15 protein-coding genes and 2 tRNA genes are annotated in these 17,786 nt (G+C 40.1%); 9 read left to right on the top strand and 8 right to left on the bottom strand.

Features of this window, described 5'->3' with window-relative positions:
- Position 1 precedes the first annotated feature (1 nt).
- Complete coding sequence (locus CLV81_RS11355; RefSeq protein ID WP_106145244.1) at positions 2-1,774, bottom strand: ABC transporter ATP-binding protein; 1,773 nt, start codon at positions 1,772-1,774, stop codon at positions 2-4.
- Positions 1,771-2,514, bottom strand: a complete 744-nt coding sequence (gene truA / locus CLV81_RS11350) for a tRNA pseudouridine(38-40) synthase TruA (RefSeq protein WP_106147483.1) — start codon at positions 2,512-2,514, stop codon at positions 1,771-1,773. The genes CLV81_RS11355 and truA overlap by 4 nt, the downstream gene beginning before the upstream one ends.
- A gap of 86 nt (positions 2,515-2,600) precedes the next feature.
- Here truA and CLV81_RS11345 point away from each other — a divergent pair, with 86 nt between their 5' ends.
- The 3 genes from CLV81_RS11345 to CLV81_RS11335 all read left to right on the top strand — a co-directional run bounded on the left by CLV81_RS11345 (position 2,601) and on the right by CLV81_RS11335 (position 4,997).
- Positions 2,601-3,095, top strand: coding sequence for a metallophosphoesterase family protein (locus tag CLV81_RS11345; protein WP_106145243.1), 495 nt, complete (start codon positions 2,601-2,603; stop codon positions 3,093-3,095).
- A gap of 2 nt (positions 3,096-3,097) precedes the next feature.
- Positions 3,098-4,066 (top strand): MBL fold metallo-hydrolase, encoded by a 969-nt coding sequence (locus tag CLV81_RS11340; protein ID WP_106145242.1) that lies wholly within the window; start codon positions 3,098-3,100, stop codon positions 4,064-4,066.
- Between the two features lie 70 nt (positions 4,067-4,136).
- Entirely contained in the window at positions 4,137-4,997 is an 861-nt protein-coding gene (locus tag CLV81_RS11335; protein ID WP_146129886.1) for a DUF6503 family protein, read from the top strand.
- 75 nt (positions 4,998-5,072) lie between these two features.
- On the opposite strand, the gene CLV81_RS11330 is transcribed toward CLV81_RS11335, so the two are convergent.
- The gene (locus CLV81_RS11330) at positions 5,073-5,483 is read right to left on the bottom strand and encodes a DUF4293 domain-containing protein (RefSeq protein WP_106145240.1); all 411 of its coding nucleotides are present in this window, start codon (positions 5,481-5,483) and stop codon (positions 5,073-5,075) included.
- A gap of 193 nt (positions 5,484-5,676) precedes the next feature.
- Here CLV81_RS11330 and rho point away from each other — a divergent pair, with 193 nt between their 5' ends.
- The 4 genes from rho (at position 5,677) to CLV81_RS11310 (ending at position 11,047) form a co-directional block, all read left to right on the top strand.
- Positions 5,677-7,254 carry a transcription termination factor Rho gene (rho, locus tag CLV81_RS11325; protein ID WP_106145239.1) on the top strand — a complete coding sequence of 526 codons (1,578 nt, stop codon included), beginning with the start codon at positions 5,677-5,679 and terminating at the stop codon, positions 7,252-7,254.
- A gap of 135 nt (positions 7,255-7,389) precedes the next feature.
- Positions 7,390-8,064 carry a hypothetical protein gene (locus CLV81_RS11320; RefSeq protein WP_106145238.1) on the top strand — a complete coding sequence of 225 codons (675 nt, stop codon included), beginning with the start codon at positions 7,390-7,392 and terminating at the stop codon, positions 8,062-8,064.
- A 16-nt stretch (positions 8,065-8,080) separates the two neighbouring features.
- A complete protein-coding gene (locus CLV81_RS11315; RefSeq protein WP_106145237.1) occupies positions 8,081-8,767 on the top strand; it encodes a hypothetical protein in 687 nt (228 codons plus the stop codon).
- 243 nt (positions 8,768-9,010) lie between these two features.
- Complete coding sequence (locus tag CLV81_RS11310) at positions 9,011-11,047, top strand: LruC domain-containing protein (RefSeq protein ID WP_106145236.1); 2,037 nt, start codon at positions 9,011-9,013, stop codon at positions 11,045-11,047.
- A gap of 76 nt (positions 11,048-11,123) precedes the next feature.
- Here the strand turns inward: CLV81_RS11310 and rpsT are convergent, their stop codons facing one another.
- The 4 genes from rpsT to proS all read right to left on the bottom strand — a co-directional run bounded on the left by rpsT (position 11,124) and on the right by proS (position 13,148).
- The gene (gene rpsT, locus CLV81_RS11305; RefSeq protein WP_106145235.1) at positions 11,124-11,375 is read right to left on the bottom strand and encodes a 30S ribosomal protein S20; all 252 of its coding nucleotides are present in this window, start codon (positions 11,373-11,375) and stop codon (positions 11,124-11,126) included.
- A gap of 18 nt (positions 11,376-11,393) precedes the next feature.
- Positions 11,394-11,465, bottom strand: a tRNA-Glu gene (locus CLV81_RS11300).
- A gap of 56 nt (positions 11,466-11,521) precedes the next feature.
- Positions 11,522-11,593 (bottom strand) — tRNA-Glu (locus CLV81_RS11295).
- Between the two features lie 79 nt (positions 11,594-11,672).
- Entirely contained in the window at positions 11,673-13,148 is a 1,476-nt protein-coding gene (gene proS, locus CLV81_RS11290) for a proline--tRNA ligase (protein ID WP_106145234.1), read from the bottom strand.
- Positions 13,149-13,243: 95 nt separating this feature from the next.
- Here proS and CLV81_RS11285 point away from each other — a divergent pair, with 95 nt between their 5' ends.
- Complete coding sequence (locus CLV81_RS11285) at positions 13,244-14,551, top strand: hypothetical protein (RefSeq protein WP_211298008.1); 1,308 nt, start codon at positions 13,244-13,246, stop codon at positions 14,549-14,551.
- A gap of 38 nt (positions 14,552-14,589) precedes the next feature.
- Positions 14,590-16,089 (top strand): OmpP1/FadL family transporter, encoded by a 1,500-nt coding sequence (locus CLV81_RS11280; RefSeq protein ID WP_106145233.1) that lies wholly within the window; start codon positions 14,590-14,592, stop codon positions 16,087-16,089.
- A 55-nt stretch (positions 16,090-16,144) separates the two neighbouring features.
- Here CLV81_RS11280 and CLV81_RS11275 read toward each other — a convergent pair whose 3' ends face one another.
- The gene (locus CLV81_RS11275) at positions 16,145-17,593 is read right to left on the bottom strand and encodes a T9SS type B sorting domain-containing protein (protein ID WP_106145232.1); all 1,449 of its coding nucleotides are present in this window, start codon (positions 17,591-17,593) and stop codon (positions 16,145-16,147) included.
- Positions 17,594-17,786: the final 193 nt, after the last annotated feature.

Here is a 17,786-nt window from a genome sequence, read left to right as displayed (position 1 = left end):
TTTAAGCTACCTCTTCGGCCATGAACTGAGCTTCGTACAAATCACTATAATACCCACCTTTTTGAAGTAACTCTTTGTGGGTACCAATCTCAACAATTTTTCCAGCTTCCATCACGATGATTTTATCTGCCTTTTTTATGGTAGCCAAACGGTGCGCTATAATAATTGAAGTTCTCCCTTCTGTTATTTTCTCCGTAGCTTTTTGAATAAGCTGTTCAGAATAGGTGTCTACCGAAGAAGTGGCCTCATCTAAAATTAGAATGCTGGGATCACTGACAAAAGCTCTCAAAAACGCAATCAATTGACGCTGTCCACTGGACAACATGCTCCCTCTTTCTTTTACATTATATCGATAGCCTCCCGGTAGGCTTTGAATAAACTCATGTACCCCGATCTCCTTAGCGGCTTCATCTATCACTTCTTGAGTCACTTCTTCATCCTTAAGCGAAATATTGTTTGCAATGGTATCGGCAAATAAAAAGACATCTTGTAGCACGATAGCGATATGCGACCGGAGGGATTTAAGTGTGTACTGCTGAATCTCCGCCCCATCTATATAAATATGACCGGAATCAATTTCATAAAATCGATTCAATAAGTTGATGATTGTTGATTTACCTGCACCAGTAGCCCCTACTATTGCAACAGTTTCTCCAGCATTTACTTTGAAGGATATACCATGAAGCACTTCTTCGTTTTCCACATAAGAGAAGCGTACATTGGAAAACTCAATATCACCTTTAACATCTGATTTTTCCAAAGTACCGGTATCCGGAATATGGCTTTCCGTATCCAGAATTCGAAATACCCGATTGGCCGCTACCATTCCCATTTGAAGCGTATTGAACTTATCTGCGATTTGACGTAGTGGTCGGAACAAGAGGTCCATAAGGAAGAAGAATGCAAATATGGAACCCGTATCATTTAAACCGGTGTTTTCAATGTTCTGAACAACCCCAAAATACACAACTAATCCAATACCAACTGAATACGAGATTTCTGCAATAGGAAAGAATATGGAATTGTACCAGACCGTTTTCAACCATGCATTTTGATGTTTCTCGTTAATGCTCCTAAATTTTTCCTTTTCAATTTCCTCCCGATTGAACAGCTGTACAATTTTCATACCCGCTATGCGCTCCTGGACAAAAGAATTCAAGTTTGCCACCTGTGCTCTTACTTCAATGAAAGCCACTTTCATGGCTTGTTGAAAGAGTCTGGTAGCAACTAGAATAACAGGCAATATCGCAAAAACAATAAGTGCCAACTTCCAATTGGTAATTGTCATAATTGCTGCTGCCGATACCATTTTCAACAAATCCGCCACTATCACGAAGAACCCCTGACTGAAGATTTCCCCGATACGCTGCATATCAGCTACCGCTCGTGTAACCAACACCCCTATGGAAGAGTTGTCAAAATAGGTCATCTTAAAACCCATCATACGTTTGAACAACCTGATACGAATATCTTTTATCACCGATTCTCCCAAGAGATTGGCGAAATAATTAAATAGTAACTGGGTTATTACCTGACCAAATAAAACTCCTAGCATGGCCAATACTAAAAATAACAATAAATCACTATCCTTCAAAGTGAGGGCCTTATTGATAATATCTCGAACAAGAACAGGTGTAAGTATTGCAAAACCAGCGGATAAGATAGCAGCCAAAGCCACCACCCAAAAAATGGTTCGATATGGTTTTGTATGTGCAAAAACTCGTCTAAAAAGACCAAAATCAAACGCTTTGCCTATCTCTTCATTCTGGCTCATGCATAAATATTTTCTGGGTATAAAACCTGGGTCAAATATAGTCCTTTTGCGGGCACGGAAACTCCCGCTTCAGACCTACTTTTACTTTTAAGGATTTCCTTCATTTCAGCTGGTTTACGCTTTCCCATACCTACTTCCAATAAAGTCCCAACGATTGCACGTACCATATTGCGCAAAAATCGGTCCGCCGAAATCGTAAAAACAAGCTTATCCACTTCCGTTGACCATTCTGCTTTACGGATATCACATATAAAGGTCTTCACGTCCGTGTTGGATTTGGAAAAACTTTCAAAATCTGAGTGTTTCAAAAAAATAGAAGCGGCCTCATTCATTGCCCCGATATCCAAATCTTGTTTTACAAAATGAGCAAAATCGCTATAAAAAGGGGCTTTTTCTTGAACCACCCAATACTCATAGGTTCGTTCTACAGCATTGAATCTGGCATGGGCATCCGATTCTACTGGAGAGATATCCCGAATCGCAATATCTTCCGGCAAAAACGCATTCATTCTATGTATCAATTCACCCGAATCTTGAATGGATTCAACATCAAAATGTGCAAACATTTCTTTGGCATGAACCCCAGTATCCGTCCTCCCTGCCCCTACCACTTCAATAGGTTCCCGTAGAAGGGTCGACATACAATCTTCCAATACCTCTTGAACCGTAATCGCGTTCGGTTGGCGCTGCCACCCATGATAGTTTTTTCCGAAATAAGAGAACCTTATAAAATATCTCAAGGAATCCTGTACTTTTAAAACGTTAAATATAGTTGAATCCTGCACAGCGGTAGTTACCAGTAAACTTTTTAGCAAATTTTTAGCGTATGACCAAAATTCTATTGCTTTCTGATACCCATGGCCATATGGACGAAGCTATATTGAAGTATGCCAAACAAGCCGACGAAATATGGCATGCAGGAGATATTGGAAACTTAGAGGTAACGGATTCACTGAAGAAAATTGCACCACTTCGAGCAGTTTTTGGGAATGTTGATGACCATTTAATTCAAAGGGAGTTTCCCGAGCATGATCGTTTTTATTGCGAAGAAGTGGATGTTTGGATTACCCATATAGGCGGATATCCCAATAAATATAACGTGCGGGTTCGGGAAGAAATAAAAAAAAATCCACCAAAGCTTTTTATCTGTGGACATTCCCATATTTTGAAGGTTATGAATGATAAAAAGTTGGGATTGCTACATATGAATCCAGGCGCTTGTGGAAAACAGGGTTTTCATCCCATACGGACCATGCTACGCTTCAAGATTGACAAAGACAAAATATCAGATTTGGAGGTAATTGAACTAGGAAAAAGATGATAATGATAAATCGTGTTACTTTTCTTTTGATGTTTTTAATTCTAACTGGTTGTAATCATCCTGAGAAAACCAAAGAAAAGGAATCCGTTGATCCTGTTTTTCTCAAAAAAGGAATAACACTTCATGTTCTGGGCACAATTCAAGATGGAGGTAGCCCGCATATAGGTTGTGAAAGAAGTTGTTGCCAACATCTTTTTAAAAATCCCGATAAAACTCGGAAAGTTGTGAGTTTAGGTTTGGTGAACCATAACACTAAGAAAACATATCTATTCGAAGCCACACCCGATCTACCAGGCCAACTAAGTTTACTCAGTGAGGTGGCAGGCAAAGCCTCGGACAGTCCCAATGGAATTTTTGTAACCCACGCCCATATGGGGCATTATACTGGCTTAATGTATTTAGGACGTGAAGCTTATGGCGCAATGAACATTCCAGTTTTTACCATGCCAAAAATGACTTCATTTTTAAATACAAATGGGCCTTGGAACCAATTGATTGAATTGAACAATATTGTATTGGAACTTCTTGAAAATCAAAATGCGGTCAAGCTTTCTGATGAATTGACCGTTATCCCTTTTTTGGTTCCGCATCGTGATGAGTATTCAGAAACGGTAGGTTTTAAGATTATGGGACCCAATAAGACCGTCCTGTTCATTCCAGATATCAACAAATGGAGTGTCTGGAACAAGAGCATTGCCGAAGAAATCAAAAAAGTGGATTTTGCCTTTTTAGATGGCACATTTTATAGTGGTGAAGAGCTGAACCACCGGGATATTTCAGAAATTCCACATCCGTTTGTAATTGAGAGTATGGATTTGTTTAAAAGTCTGCCTGAAAAGGAAAAAAAGAAAATTCATTTCATCCACTTTAACCATACCAATCCTTTATTGGATAAAAACAGTGATGCCTATCAGACCTTAATTAATAATGGTTTTCAGATTGCTTCTTTTATGGATGTTTTTAATCTTTAGTATTAGTGGAAGGAAAAAGTAAGTACCAAATCATGTTCCCGTCTAACTGAGCAAACAACAGTACAACAACATGAAAACACAAAACTTACAACTACTGGTTTTTGCATCTATTGTTCTATTGACTTCATGCGTGCAGAAAACAAAGGAAACTGAGAAAAATGCTGAACAACCTGAAAAAATGGTTGAAAAAGCACCTGTTTACGATACCAATCAACCCGAAACCTTATTGAAAGCCGTGGCATATGCTCATGGAGGTTGGGGAGATTTATGGAAAAAAGCCGATGTACAATATACATATGACTATCGCTCTGCGGATGGGAAAGCCGATGTCTCATTGGAGCGCTACATTTTTGGGAACGAGGCCTCGCTAGGAAAATATATCCAACATGAAATTAATGTCATGCCGGGTGAAGATGGTGAGGTGATTCAATATTTTAATGGCCAAGAAACTGTGGTAATGGTTGATGGAGAAAAAGCAGAAAATCCGCAATTGTTGGGAGTTAGTGATTTTTTGAGAAGGGCCAACTACTTTTGGTTTACCATGCCTTATAAATTAACCGATAAGGGAACCATAATCACCTATCAAGGTCAAGAGGAGTATGCTGGTAAAACATATGACAAGGTTCATGTTACTTACGACCCGGAAATAACGGGCAAAGAACAGAATGACATTTATGTACTTTATGTTAACCCAGAAACCAAACTAATAGACCGTTTTTATTTCTCACTGCCATTCCTAGGAGTTAATGAGCCAGTGATTATCGCTAATTATGAATACGAAGATGTGGAAGGACAGTTAATCGCTACAAAACGTACTTATTTTTTGCCTAGCGAGGAAGGATATGCTGATGAGCCCAATATTGTCCAAACCCTTACAGATATAACTTTTGATAACGGGTTCACTACGGAAAACATGATGGAGAATTTATAATTCTTCATATCTCAAAAAAACAAAACCCCGGCCTAGGCCGGGGTTTTTCGCACTAATACTACTAAGATGTTAGGTTTAACGTAAGCGATCTACAGATTTTACAAGATCTTCATCCTTTTTGATAGCCCTGTTGGCCAGGACAAGAAAAACGATAGAAAATACAGGAATCAGCATCCCAATACCCTTCTCAGAAACCTCAGCTTCTCCGGATAAGCTTAGTGATCGGTAAACGAAAAATCCTAGTAAAAAAAGATTCAATATCATATTCAATCTGTTCAACACAAATTGGTTTTGTCGTTTTTTGTACATAAAAATGGCAGTCAGAGCTAGAATAGCCGAAACCATGAAACCAAGCATGGCCACTATACTTTCCAGCGCAAATACCTCTGTCCCATTTATATCTGTCCAAAGACTTAGGAAAAAGGGTAGAATCCCTGCTAGTATAGCCACTACCGTTAAAAAGAACGTTTGAATCCGTTGAATCATTGTACAATTTGGATTTCGGACTGCAAAAATAAAGGTCTTTTTCACAAATAACCCAGAATGTTGAAAAATTATTTGTATACTTGTTGCGTTATTTGAGTAAAGCTCACCCAGGGATTCTTTTCCCCCTTGCAGTACCCCAATAATTTTTCACTTCGATAAAGTATACAACTACGTTTAACTTATTTACAACTTAATGTTTGAGATTTCAGACCTAAAAGCTAAAAAGCTTCCAGAGCTTCAAGAAATTGCCAAAGATTTAAAAGTCCCCAAGTTTAAATCCTTAAAAAAATTGGATTTAGTTTATCAGATTTTAGACCTTCAAGCTTCCAACCCAAAAGCGGTTGCAGAAAGTGCACCCAAATCTGAAGAGAAAACCGAAGCCAAACCTAAAAGAGCCCGAGTTTCTCGAGAGAAAAAAGAAGAAAAGCCAACCCAAACCCAAGCCTCTGATTCTGCTGCCACACCAGAAAACAAAGAAAAAAAGGACGAAAAGGGACCAGTTCATCAAAATAAACGCGACCACAAACAAAATGGTCAACAAAAGAACCAAAACAACCGAAGAAACAATCAACACAGTCGAGGCAATCAACAAGAGAAAAAGAGCAGCAACTTTGATAAGGATTTAAAAAATCGTTACAAGGAACCTGAATTCGAATTCGATAGCATCATTGAAAGTGAAGGCGTATTGGATATTATGCAAGATGGTTACGGTTTCCTTCGCTCTTCAGATTACAATTACTTGTCATCTCCAGACGATATCTATGTTTCCCAATCCCAGATTAGACTCTTCGGACTTAAAACCGGGGATACAGTTTTAGGAAACGTTAGACCCCCAAAAGAAGGTGAAAAGTATTTTCCGCTAATTAAGGTGACCAAAATCAATGGCTTGGACCCTCAAGTAGTTCGAGACCGGGTTTCTTTTGAGCACCTTACCCCTCTTTTCCCTAAGGAAAAATTTAGATTGGCCGAAAAACAAAGCACAATATCCACACGAATTATTGATTTGTTCTCTCCTATTGGAAAAGGGCAAAGAGGTATGATTGTTTCCCAGCCGAAAACCGGTAAAACAATGCTTCTAAAAGATGTGGCCAATGCCATTGCAGCCAATCATCCAGAAGTATATCAAATTATATTGCTTATTGATGAACGCCCTGAAGAGGTGACTGATATGCAACGAAACGTGCGTGGTGAAGTAGTGGCTTCAACTTTTGACAAGGAAGCAACAGAACACGTTAGAGTAGCCAATATTGTAATCGAAAAAGCCAAAAGATTGGTAGAATGTGGTCATGATGTGGTTATTCTGCTTGATTCCATTACACGTTTGGCCAGAGCATACAACACCGTACAACCAGCCTCCGGAAAGGTATTGAGTGGTGGTGTGGATGCCAACGCGCTTCACAAACCAAAACGTTTCTTTGGAGCGGCACGAAATATAGAGAATGGAGGTTCACTGTCTATTATAGCAACAGCACTTACAGAAACAGGTTCCAAAATGGATGAAGTGATTTTTGAGGAATTTAAAGGAACCGGTAATATGGAACTTCAGTTGGATAGAAGAATCTCCAACAGAAGAATATTCCCTGCCATTGACCTAATTTCTTCTTCTACAAGAAGGGACGACCTTCTTTTGGATGAAAACACCATTCAACGTATGTGGATTATGCGCAAATATCTAGCGGATATGAATCCGGTAGAAGCCATGGAGTTTATGGAACAAAGAATAAAACAGACCCGGAACAACGAGGAGTTCCTACTCACTATGAACGAGTAGGCGTTCACCATTGTTTTGATTAAAAGATTTAAAAACCCTCCAACGCATTTGGAGGGTTTTTACATATTGGTATTAAAGAAAAGACATATCTTTAGTACAGTTTTCCCACACACTAAACTCTAAATTTATACCACTATGAAAAACACCAAGAAAAATGGCCTCTTGCTAGTTTTGGGAGGATTGCTCCTAATTGGAACATCCTGTCAAGAAAGATCTAAACCCTCAGAAGAACCAGAGCAAGAAGAAAAAGAAACGGTTAAGCCACCTTCTGATATCATTTCTATTGAACAGTCCAAATCCCTTTATGACAATTACACCAGAAATCGGATAGCCCCTATAATGGCTTTTGAGAAAGAAATGAACGATGATGAAGAATTTGAGGCGGCCCGTTTTGTAGATTTTGACTACGATACCATGAAGCAATACATTGCCTATGTGGAACAGGAAGCGAAAAAAGCAAAGGTGGATGTTTCTACCTTTCGTTTGTATTTTGCCAACTATCCGAATTCTGAGAAATTTCGTGATGGAAAAAAGGTGGTACACCCCAGACAAAATTCAATTTTTATCCTACCCACTATGATGAAGAATGGGCAAAACATGGGATTTTATATAGGAGCCGATGGACAAGCCCAGCTAATACGGAACACTGTTAAAAGAAATGAGCAGGGTTATGGAGGTATTCAGGATAAATCACAGAGATCCCAAGCCAGTTTTGTCCCTTCTCTTTCTGCTCCTTTATCATTACAAGAGGAACTAAGTTTAATAATGAACCATGGCAGCTCAGGACCTCCACCCGGAGGAGATTTTTGATTGTTTTGATTAAAAAATGGAACCCCAAGAGTTTATTATGCTTTTAAAGGAGTTTTTCTTTATACCTATATATATTGTCACCCTGTTAGTGGCTATGTTGAATTACAAGAAATTCTTTGATACGGCCCTAAAGCATTTTCCTCTTTTAATTGCATACACTTTTTTTAATGAACTCTTGGGTAGTTTTATTAGATACAACGAAAGCTTCGCATTTTTCCCAGAAACAACCAATTCCAACCAAATAATCTATAACATATACATAGTTGTTTTCTTCCTATATTTTTTCAATGTCTATCGAAAAATGATAGAGGACATAAAAATCAAAAAGTTTATAAAATGGGGAAGCGTTATAATGCTATTGGCCTATCTAATCAACTCCTTTTTTCAGAATCCTTTTATGAGTGATCTTATATATGCAAATGCTATAGGATCTTGGCTTTTGGTAGCATGGGGTGTTATTTATCTGAAAAATCTGGACCCACCCTATAAATGGAATAGAGATAAGCGAAATCTTATGTTTTGGACAACAGTAAGTCTGATTGTTTTTTATTTCTTTTTCCCAATCCTTTTCCTGGTAGGTTACCTACATTTTGAGACCTGGGTCCTTTATAAGTTCAAATTAGTACTTAAAGTCCTGATAACCCTCATGTACGCTCTATTCTGTATTGGGTTCATTGCCTCCCATCAAAAATCGTTTCGCTAATCGACACCTTTACCCACTAAACCACTTGCCTTTACTGTTTCACAACAAATAGACGGCAATTCGTCGATATAATATATGTTTTTGTAGGTTTTTTCGTTCATTTTTTAATCCAAATACTTTAATCGATAAATAAATGCGGTTTATCGACAGTAAATAGTTCATGGACCACAAACAAAGAAAATGCTGAAACCTTAAAACTAGTTTTATCATAAATTCTGAATAGAACTTACAAAATCTACAAAAATGAAAACGTCCCAAATTGCCCATTGCATTGCTGTAGTCTTCTTTACATTAATATTAGCTTCTTGCGTAAAGGATGAGTTAGACAATCCCACTGACCCCGATTCTCAAGAAGAACCCGATACACCTAGGCCAGTTGAAGAACTGGGTATTACTGAACTAGAGATTCCCTCCGGCTTCGAGTTCAAAACGGAAAGATCTGTGGAATTGACAATCAATGACAATTCTAGCAATGTCAAGTATGATGTTTATGCTTATCAAATAACCTCTACCAGCGGGCAGATATCTTATGTTAATGAAGATGATGAGGAAGTTACAGGGACAGATTATATTGTGGACAATCTGAATCATCTAATTTTCAGTGGTGCACCTTCCGGAGGAAAAATTGAGCACACATTTGTGGTTCCAGATTATTATGATCAACTATACATAAGAAGAAAAGAGGGTTTCGCCTATTCTTCAGAAATTGTAAATATTACTTCGGACCAGGTAGATTATACCTATTCTCCATCAAGTGCAAAAAATGCCTCTTCGGCCAAAGCCATGGTTGAAGATTATCTATACTGTGTCAACGGTAGTGCTGAATTGTTCCAAGTAGACCCCCTTAGTGGAGATTACACCTTTATTTCCACCATGCCCATGGGGAGTTATACGGCTGCAATTGACCAACAAAACAAAGTTTTATACTCAATCGGACGTTCGAACCCCAATCCATTGATGAAATACGATATCGTAAATGATACTTGGACCACTGTAACCAATCTGAGAATAGGTGGACCCAGACTGGACTATAATACTCAAGACGGATTACTCTATTTCTCAACTAGAGACAAGCTCTATTCAATAGATCCTACAAATGGTTCTATTCTATCCCAATGGGATATCAACGGTCTTGACCGAACGCAGGGTGGGGATTTAGCATTCGCTGCAGATGGTACTCTATTTGTGTGTACTTTTTCTGGGCTTTATCGACTTGAATTGAATGTAGAGGGTGACTATGACTCTACCAGGATCAGTGGTGAAGACCTACCGTTCAATCCAACCTCCATGACATTTGACTCCAATAATGAATTATGGCTGGCCAATAATGGTAGTAACAGTAATTTGATTGTTATGGATACGCAAACCGGTGGTTGGGAGTATAGATACGGACCTAGTTCCAATTCAGGTATCTCTTTCGACAGAACTATAAATGATCTAACCACTTTTCGTGTTTTTAACGAAGAAGCAGTGGACCCGGACACAGATGGAGACGGTATTACAGACAGTAATGATGATTTTCCCGAAGATGCTGAAAAAGCCTTCGAACAATTTACACCAAGTAAATATGGTTGGGGAACAGTTGCATTTGAAGATTTATGGCCTTTCTTAGGCGATTATGACTTTAACGATACAACAATTAACTACAGGTTCGTTGCCGTCCTTAACTCGGACAACATGGCTGTTCAATTGGACATTTATTTTGAGGTAAGTTCTGATGGGGCCGGCTTTGTGAATGCTTTTGGAATCGAACTGGAAAGCATAGCACCTAGTTTGATAGAATCCGTTACAGGTACAGTTTTGACTGAAAGTTACATTAATGTAGCATCCAATGGTGTTGAGCAAAACCAGGATAGGGCAGTTATCATCCTATTCGACAATCATGAGACCATGTTGGGAATACCCTCCAAAGTAGAGGTAAAATTCACAACGCCTATAACCACCAATCAATTGGGACTTGCTCCATTCAATCCATTTTTGATTGTGGATAGGAACAGAGAAAACGAAATACATTTGCCCAATAGGTTCAGAACAAGCTTAGGGTCAAATAACCCTTCAGCGGAAGGTGTTAACCGAGATGAAGATGGTAATTATCAAACCGAATCAGGACTACCATGGGCCATCAATATTGTGCATAATTTTAAACCCCCAAAGGAGAATGTTCCAGTGAACCAAGCTTATAACTTTTTTAATGAATGGGCTACTTCAGGAGGAACCGTCTTTCAAGATTGGTACAAGGACTCCAGTGGTTATAGAAATGAATCCGTTTTGCAAGATTGAAATAGTACAATGCAAAAAAGAAAGCGCCCCGTTCAACAACGGGGCGCTTTTCTTTATCTATGCTTTTAGCTAACTATTACATTGCAGCAACTTTGCTAGCCAATTTGCTCTTTAGGTTAGCCGCTTTATTCTTATGAATAATGTTTCGTTTCGCTAATTTATCTATCATTCCCACTACATTGGGCAAAAGCTCCTCAGCAGCCTTTTTATCCTCTTCGTTACGCAATTTTTTGATTGCATTACGAACAGTTTTATGCTGATACCTGTTGCGAAGACGTACGGCTTCGTTTCTTCTAATTCTTTTTAATGCTGACTTATGATTCGCCATTGTATCTAATTGTTTTCGTAGCCCGTAGGGGAATCGAACCCCTGTTACCAGGATGAAAACCTGGCGTCCTAACCCCTAGACGAACGGGCCATTATTTATTTGTACTGGCTAAACCCAACATTTACGTTGGTATTTAAGCACTTTAGTAGCCCGTAGGGGAATCGAACCCCTGTTACCAGGATGAAAACCTGGCGTCCTAACCCCTAGACGAACGGGCCGTAAGGTCGCATAATTGCGGATGCAAAAATACAACTATTTTTAAGTATTGCAACTGTTACCGTTATTTTTTAGACTGTTTTAATATGCCTTGGCAAATAACACTCTTTGTACCGATGGATTCCCGGTTACCATACAACTTCCTTCCTCCTTTTCTGGTGGGAAAGGAATACAGCGAATAGTAGCTTTTGTTTCATTCTTGATGCGTTCTTCCGTTTCGTTTGTTCCGTCCCAGTGTGCCGATATAAATCCACCTTTTTCCTCTAATACGTTTTTGAATTCTTCGTACGTATCCACCTTAGTAATATGGTCACTTCTAAAATCCAATGCCTTTTGGTAAATATTCTTTTGAATATCTTCCAAAAGCGCTGTAATTCTATCCACAATTTCTTCAGCTTTTACCGATTCCTTCTCCAAAGTATCCCTTCTTGCCACTTCAAACGTACCACTTTCTAAATCGCGCTGACCTACAGCCAATCGCACCGGAACCCCTTTCAATTCATACTCGTTGAACTTAAATCCTGGTTTATGTGTATCGCGTTTATCGAACTTCACAGAGATTCCTTTTTCCCTCAACGATTTTATCAAGGGTTCTACGCGCTCGGCAATAGCGTCCAATTGCTCCATACCTTTATATATGGGAACAATCACCACCTGAATTGGAGCAAGTTTTGGTGGTAGTACTAACCCATTGTCATCACTATGGGTCATTATCAGGGCACCCATCAATCGAGTAGAAACCCCCCAAGAGGTAGCCCATACAAAATCTTGTTTTCCTTCTTTGGTAGCAAACTTAACATCAAAGGCTTTTGCAAAGTTTTGCCCCAAAAAGTGAGAGGTTCCAGCTTGAAGTGCCTTGCCATCTTGCATAAGAGCTTCAATACAAAACGTCTCCTCTGCGCCAGCAAAACGTTCACTTTCCGTTTTAGTTCCCTTTATCACAGGTACACCCATATAACTCTCGGCAAAATCCGCATAGACATGCATCATCTGTTCCGCTTCATCCATGGCTTCTTGCCTTGTTGCATGCGCGGTGTGACCTTCTTGCCATAAGAATTCGGCTGTACGTAAAAACAGTCGGGTACGCATCTCCCAACGGACCACATTGGCCCACTGATTTACCATAATTGGCAAATCCCTATAAGATTGTATCCATCTCCTGTACGTATCCCAAATAATGGTCTCTGATGTTGGTCTAACTATTAGCTCTTCTTCCAACTTGGCCTCTTCATCCACTACAATTCCACTACCATCCTCCGCATTCTTCAAACGGTAGTGGGTAACTACAGCACATTCTTTGGCAAAGCCCTCCACATGGCTGGCTTCCTTGCTTAAATAGGATTTTGGAATAAATAAAGGAAAGTATGCATTTTCATGGCCTGTTTCCTTGAACATTTTGTCTAATTGAGCTTGCATCTTTTCCCATATGGCAAAGCCATAGGGCTTGATAACCATACAACCTCTAACGCCAGAGTTTTCAGCCAAATCTGCCTTAACTACCAATTCATTATACCAACGGGAGTAATCCTCGCTGCGACTCGTTAAATTTTTACCCATTTACCATAGTTTGGCACAAAACTTGTGACTTTGTACGTGAAAATAATTCGGTAAAACTAGTTATTTTTAGTATGTTCAACAATAAAAATTGCGACATGATAAAGTCTTTACAACTCCACAACTTCCGCCTCCTTTTTGCACTTTCCATTGTCTTAATTCTTTCTTCCTGTGGGTCATACCAGCAAGCTTCATATCATGAAGATGATGGCATTTATTCTAGAGGGAACGAAGTAGTAAGAGTGGAAAAGAAAACCCCTCAGGCCGTACGCGTTGAAAATCAGGAAAGTAACATTTATGGCGATTATTTTGGCCAAAAGGCGGATGAATATGGAGAAATATTGGAAGATGAAATCTTTACCGATGTAGATGGCTACTCGAGCAATAGCCCTATTGACAGCACAGCTGTTGGGGTCCAAACCGATTATTTTGATACAGGTAACACCTATAATGGCAATGCAGGTTGGGGGGACAATCCCAATAATGTAACCATCAATGTTTACGATAACTGGGGCTGGGGCGGTGGCTTTGGCTGGGGTTGGAACAACCCTTGGTTATGGAACGGATGGGGCTGGAACAACTGGGGCTGGGGCGGCGGCTTTGGCTGGGGTTGGAACAACCCATGGGTATGGAACGGCTGGGGCTGGGGTGGCGGCTTCGGTTGGGGCTGGGGCGGTGGCTTTGGCTGGAATAGGTTTGGATTTGGTTATGCTGGATTTTATGGCCCTTACTATGGAAGAGGTTTCTATGGACGTGGTTTCAATAGAGGCGTTGCTTTCAACAGAACCCGAAGAGGATATGCCTCAAGAACTATTCCGGGAACCACATTACGTACTGGTCGGTCTAATTTAGCATATAGCGCGGTTAGAAGCTCCGCTTCTCGAAGTAGGGCTGGTGTATCTAGAACAGGGACAAGTCGAAGTTCGGTGGCGTCTCGAAGCAGTAGAACCTATAGAAGCAATAGTACAGCACGAAGAGGTGTAAGTGCAGATGCTGCGGCTAGGAACAGAAGCTACCGTTCAAGTCGAAGTACAAGAACTGCACCAAGATATGGTTCAAACTCAAGAACCTATCGTTCTTATGGATCATCGCCAAACTCAAATAGTAGAACCTATAGAAGTGGTAGCTCTGCAAGAAGCTCTTCACGCTATAATTCCTCAGGAAGAAGCACACGAAGCTATCAAAGCAGGACCGCACCAAGAAGTGGAACCTATAGTCGCTCCAGTGGTGGCTCAAGAAGCAGTGGAACATATAGAAGCTCTGGCAGCAGAAGTTCTAGGAGTTCAGGTAGCTTCAGAAGCTCTGGAAGCAGGAGTTCAAGAAGCTCAGGTAGCTTTAGAAGTTCTGGAGGAGGACGTTCCTCAGCTGGAAGATCATCTGGAGGCAGAAGTAGAGGAAGAAGATAAATTCCCAAAAACCTTATCGACTAAAAAAATTATTCAAAATGAAGAGATTATTAACTTTCATCGTGGTACTGTCATGCGCTTTTGTAAGTGCCCAGAACATTAATGACGTACTACGTTACAGTCTAGAAGAAACACAGGGAACAGCCAGATTTCAAGCTCTTGGTGGTGCCTTTGGAGCTGTTGGAGGCGATTTATCAGCCTTGAATGTCAACCCTGCGGGGTCCGCCATATTTAATTTTAGCGAATTTACCCTTACAGGCTCTAATTATAATAGGGACAATGAGGCATTATTTGGTAATTCCCAGAGAAATACAAACATCAATTCTGTAAAGTTGAACCAAGTTGGTGGTGTTTTTGTATTTAAATCCAACGAAAGCCCATGGAAAAAATTGACTCTGGCATTTAACTATGACCAAGTAAGAAACTTTGATAATGAGTTTGTGGCCTCAGGAACTACCACTCAGGGAATAGACAACTACTTTCTCAACTTTGCACAAGGGGTGGAACTAGGTCCACTACGCGTACAACAAGGTGAGTTTATCGAAGACGCATACTTGGATATCGGTTCCTCCTTAGGATTTGGTGCACAGCAGGCCTTTCTAGGATTTCAGGCCGGCTTAATTGAACCCACTGCAGATGAAGACACCAACACATCCTATGTGTCAAATGCAGAATATAGTGCGGTCAATCAAGATTACTTGCAAAGCACATCTGGATTCAACAGTAAATTTACCGCAAACTTTGCTGGTCAATATCAAGACAACCTATTTATTGGAGCTGCTTTAAATTTTCATTCTGTGCTCTTTGAGCAATTGACCTTGTTGGATGAGAATGGATATGACCCTACCTCCCCCGTTCAGTTCACCACGTTTGACAACTTCTTACGGACCGAAGGTTATGGCTTCTCTTTTAGTGTGGGCGCCATCGCAAAATTAAATGACAATATTAGAATTGGTGGTAGTTACCAATCTCCTACGTGGTATAGACTTACCGATGATACGTCTCAAAGAATCAACTCCACTTTGGCAGAACCGGATATTAACTTTATTGATTTCAACATTGTTAATCTATTTGAAGAATACAACATCAAAACCCCTGGAAAAATAACAGGAAGCGCCGCGGTGGTTTTCGGGAAGGATGGATTCTTAAGTTTTGACTATGGGTATCAAGATTTCTCTCAGGCCGAACTTACACCAAATGCAGACCCCAACTTTGCAGCCGAAAATGATTTCATTGCCAATACGCTTGGAATTGTCAATTCCTACAGGATTGGAGGAGAGTTTAGAATTGATAACGTCAGCCTAAGAGGTGGTTATCGTTTTGAGGAAAGCCCTTATGAAAATGGGGAAATAATTGGTGACCTTACCGGATATTCCGGTGGTATCGGTGTTAGCTTCGGACCTAGTAGACTAGACCTTGCCTTTGTAAGAACTGAGCGCGATGTGAACGAATTGCTTTTCGCTTCAGGTCTTGATAGCTCTGTGGACATCAATCAAATAAATACAAATATTACTTTGGGTTATAGCTTTAAGTTTTAGAAAACTCAAAAAAATGCTAAGATGAAAAAAGCCAGGAAAATTCCTGGCTTTTTTGCTATCTAATCAACGAAAAATGTCTTCTTACTGACCGGGCCACTAAAACGCCCTCATCATCTCTTTCATAGTCCAGACGAAACCAATAGTCTGAAGAAGGTAAAGGTCTACCATTGAAGGTGCCATCCCATCCCAATGAATTGATATCCAATTGTTTTAAAAACTTACCGTATCTATCAAAAATAAAGATACTGGGATTGGTCAAGGTTTCAACCCCGAGAACATTCCAGTTGTCATGTATGCCATCGCCGTTTGGGGTAAAAAACTTAGGGTATCCCACTACCAAGAATTCAATAGGTTCGGTAGTTCCACATCCATTCACATCATTTATCACAACAGTATTTACACCTGGGGGCACATCCAAAAAGACAGGGTCATCTTGAAATTCACCTCCATTTATAGCGTACTCGTAGTTACCATTTCCCAATACCGAAATCTCAATGTTGTAAGGGTCGGTTTGATCACTATTAACCAAATCATCCAATACCCGCACTTCATCTAGTACTGGTACACCAAAGAAGGTGATGAGTATGTCGTCAGTGATAATTGTAGCAAAAGTGGTCTCAATGGTAACGCGATAACGCCCAGAATTGGGACTCGTGACCGTAAGCTCTGTTGCACCGGCACCAGTGGCCAAAACTTGATCGTACACTCCATCGTCTTCCAGGTCCACTTCCCATGTAATATTTGCGATATTCGGCCCAGCAGGAGAGTTCAATGCACTTAAAACAATATCGGGATCGCCCTCACAGGCAATAATGTCCAATCCCAAAAACTCGTCGCGCAGAGTACAATCCAAAGCCGTATTTTGGTCGGCATCTACAGAACTTCCAGTAAATGTCAACGAAAAGGGTTCTGGATCACCGTTAAAGTTTGTATTGAAATTATTGATGAAAAGGTAGTAAATCTCACCCTGTTGCACATCCAACCATTCATCATAAGTGTTTTGACTTGCACGAACAAATGGCGCTCCCACCTGTCCGCTTATCGGGTTTACCCCTATTCCGGTAAATCCTGTGTCATTAATCTCGTAATTGCATCGAATAGGAATGTCAGAACCGTTACCTATTGTGGTACAAAAATTTGAACCCAATGTTTGGTCGAAGGGTCCGTACAGAGCAAAATCAATTTCTGATGTAACTATTCCTCCAGGAGTTACGGGCAATGCTTCAATATCAAAACCTATTTGACCATCTGTACCCGCCCTAAAAACATACCATGAAGTATTATTTTCGATGTTAGCGGAAGCTACACTTCCTTTTTCCAAACATCCAGTTTGGGTAATTACATCAGGGTCAAAGTCATCGATATCACCACTCCCATCGGTAGCCGAAAGAATGGGCATATCCGCACAGACCGGGATAGCTGTTCGACAATCCCCAGAATTCTGGGCACTCATTTCCATAAAAAACAGGGAAAAACAACAGATAGCGCAAAATAGAGCTCTCATACGGTTTGGGGCTAAAGGTTATGCTGCATTTTATCTAACCATAACTGATTTTTCACCCCTTTTAGTATCCTTCAACCCAAAAAATATACACTTAATCGACAAAATGCATTGCAAATGACCATTTCCATTTCTAAAAACCAATCCAATTAACGAGATAATTCAATGTGAGTGCAGAACTACAATTTTGACAAAT

Source organism: Flagellimonas meridianipacifica (assembly GCF_003001695.1).
GTDB lineage: Bacteria > Bacteroidota > Bacteroidia > Flavobacteriales > Flavobacteriaceae > Flagellimonas > Flagellimonas meridianipacifica.
The sequence above is the reverse complement of the archived record's forward strand: the minus strand, read 5'-3'. Positions and strand labels throughout refer to the sequence as shown.

What these genes read in the sequence shown, in the direction of transcription:
- CLV81_RS11345 (WP_106145243.1), top strand. Translation starts at nt 2,601, where the DNA reads ATGACCAAAATTCTATTGCTTTCTGATACCCATGGCCATATGGACGAA.
- CLV81_RS11330 (WP_106145240.1), bottom strand. Translation starts at nt 5,483, where the DNA reads ATGATTCAACGGATTCAAACGTTCTTTTTAACGGTAGTGGCTATACTA.
- proS (WP_106145234.1), bottom strand. Translation starts at nt 13,148, where the DNA reads ATGGGTAAAAATTTAACGAGTCGCAGCGAGGATTACTCCCGTTGGTAT.
- CLV81_RS11310 (WP_106145236.1), top strand. Translation starts at nt 9,011, where the DNA reads ATGAAAACGTCCCAAATTGCCCATTGCATTGCTGTAGTCTTCTTTACA.
- CLV81_RS11335 (WP_146129886.1), top strand. Translation starts at nt 4,137, where the DNA reads ATGAAAACACAAAACTTACAACTACTGGTTTTTGCATCTATTGTTCTA.
- rho (WP_106145239.1), top strand. Translation starts at nt 5,677, where the DNA reads ATGTTTGAGATTTCAGACCTAAAAGCTAAAAAGCTTCCAGAGCTTCAA.
- CLV81_RS11275 (WP_106145232.1), bottom strand. Translation starts at nt 17,593, where the DNA reads ATGAGAGCTCTATTTTGCGCTATCTGTTGTTTTTCCCTGTTTTTTATG.
- CLV81_RS11280 (WP_106145233.1), top strand. Translation starts at nt 14,590, where the DNA reads ATGAAGAGATTATTAACTTTCATCGTGGTACTGTCATGCGCTTTTGTA.
- CLV81_RS11285 (WP_211298008.1), top strand. Translation starts at nt 13,244, where the DNA reads ATGATAAAGTCTTTACAACTCCACAACTTCCGCCTCCTTTTTGCACTT.
- rpsT (WP_106145235.1), bottom strand. Translation starts at nt 11,375, where the DNA reads ATGGCGAATCATAAGTCAGCATTAAAAAGAATTAGAAGAAACGAAGCC.
- CLV81_RS11340 (WP_106145242.1), top strand. Translation starts at nt 3,098, where the DNA reads ATGATAAATCGTGTTACTTTTCTTTTGATGTTTTTAATTCTAACTGGT.
- CLV81_RS11355 (WP_106145244.1), bottom strand. Translation starts at nt 1,774, where the DNA reads ATGAGCCAGAATGAAGAGATAGGCAAAGCGTTTGATTTTGGTCTTTTT.
- CLV81_RS11315 (WP_106145237.1), top strand. Translation starts at nt 8,081, where the DNA reads ATGGAACCCCAAGAGTTTATTATGCTTTTAAAGGAGTTTTTCTTTATA.
- CLV81_RS11320 (WP_106145238.1), top strand. Translation starts at nt 7,390, where the DNA reads ATGAAAAACACCAAGAAAAATGGCCTCTTGCTAGTTTTGGGAGGATTG.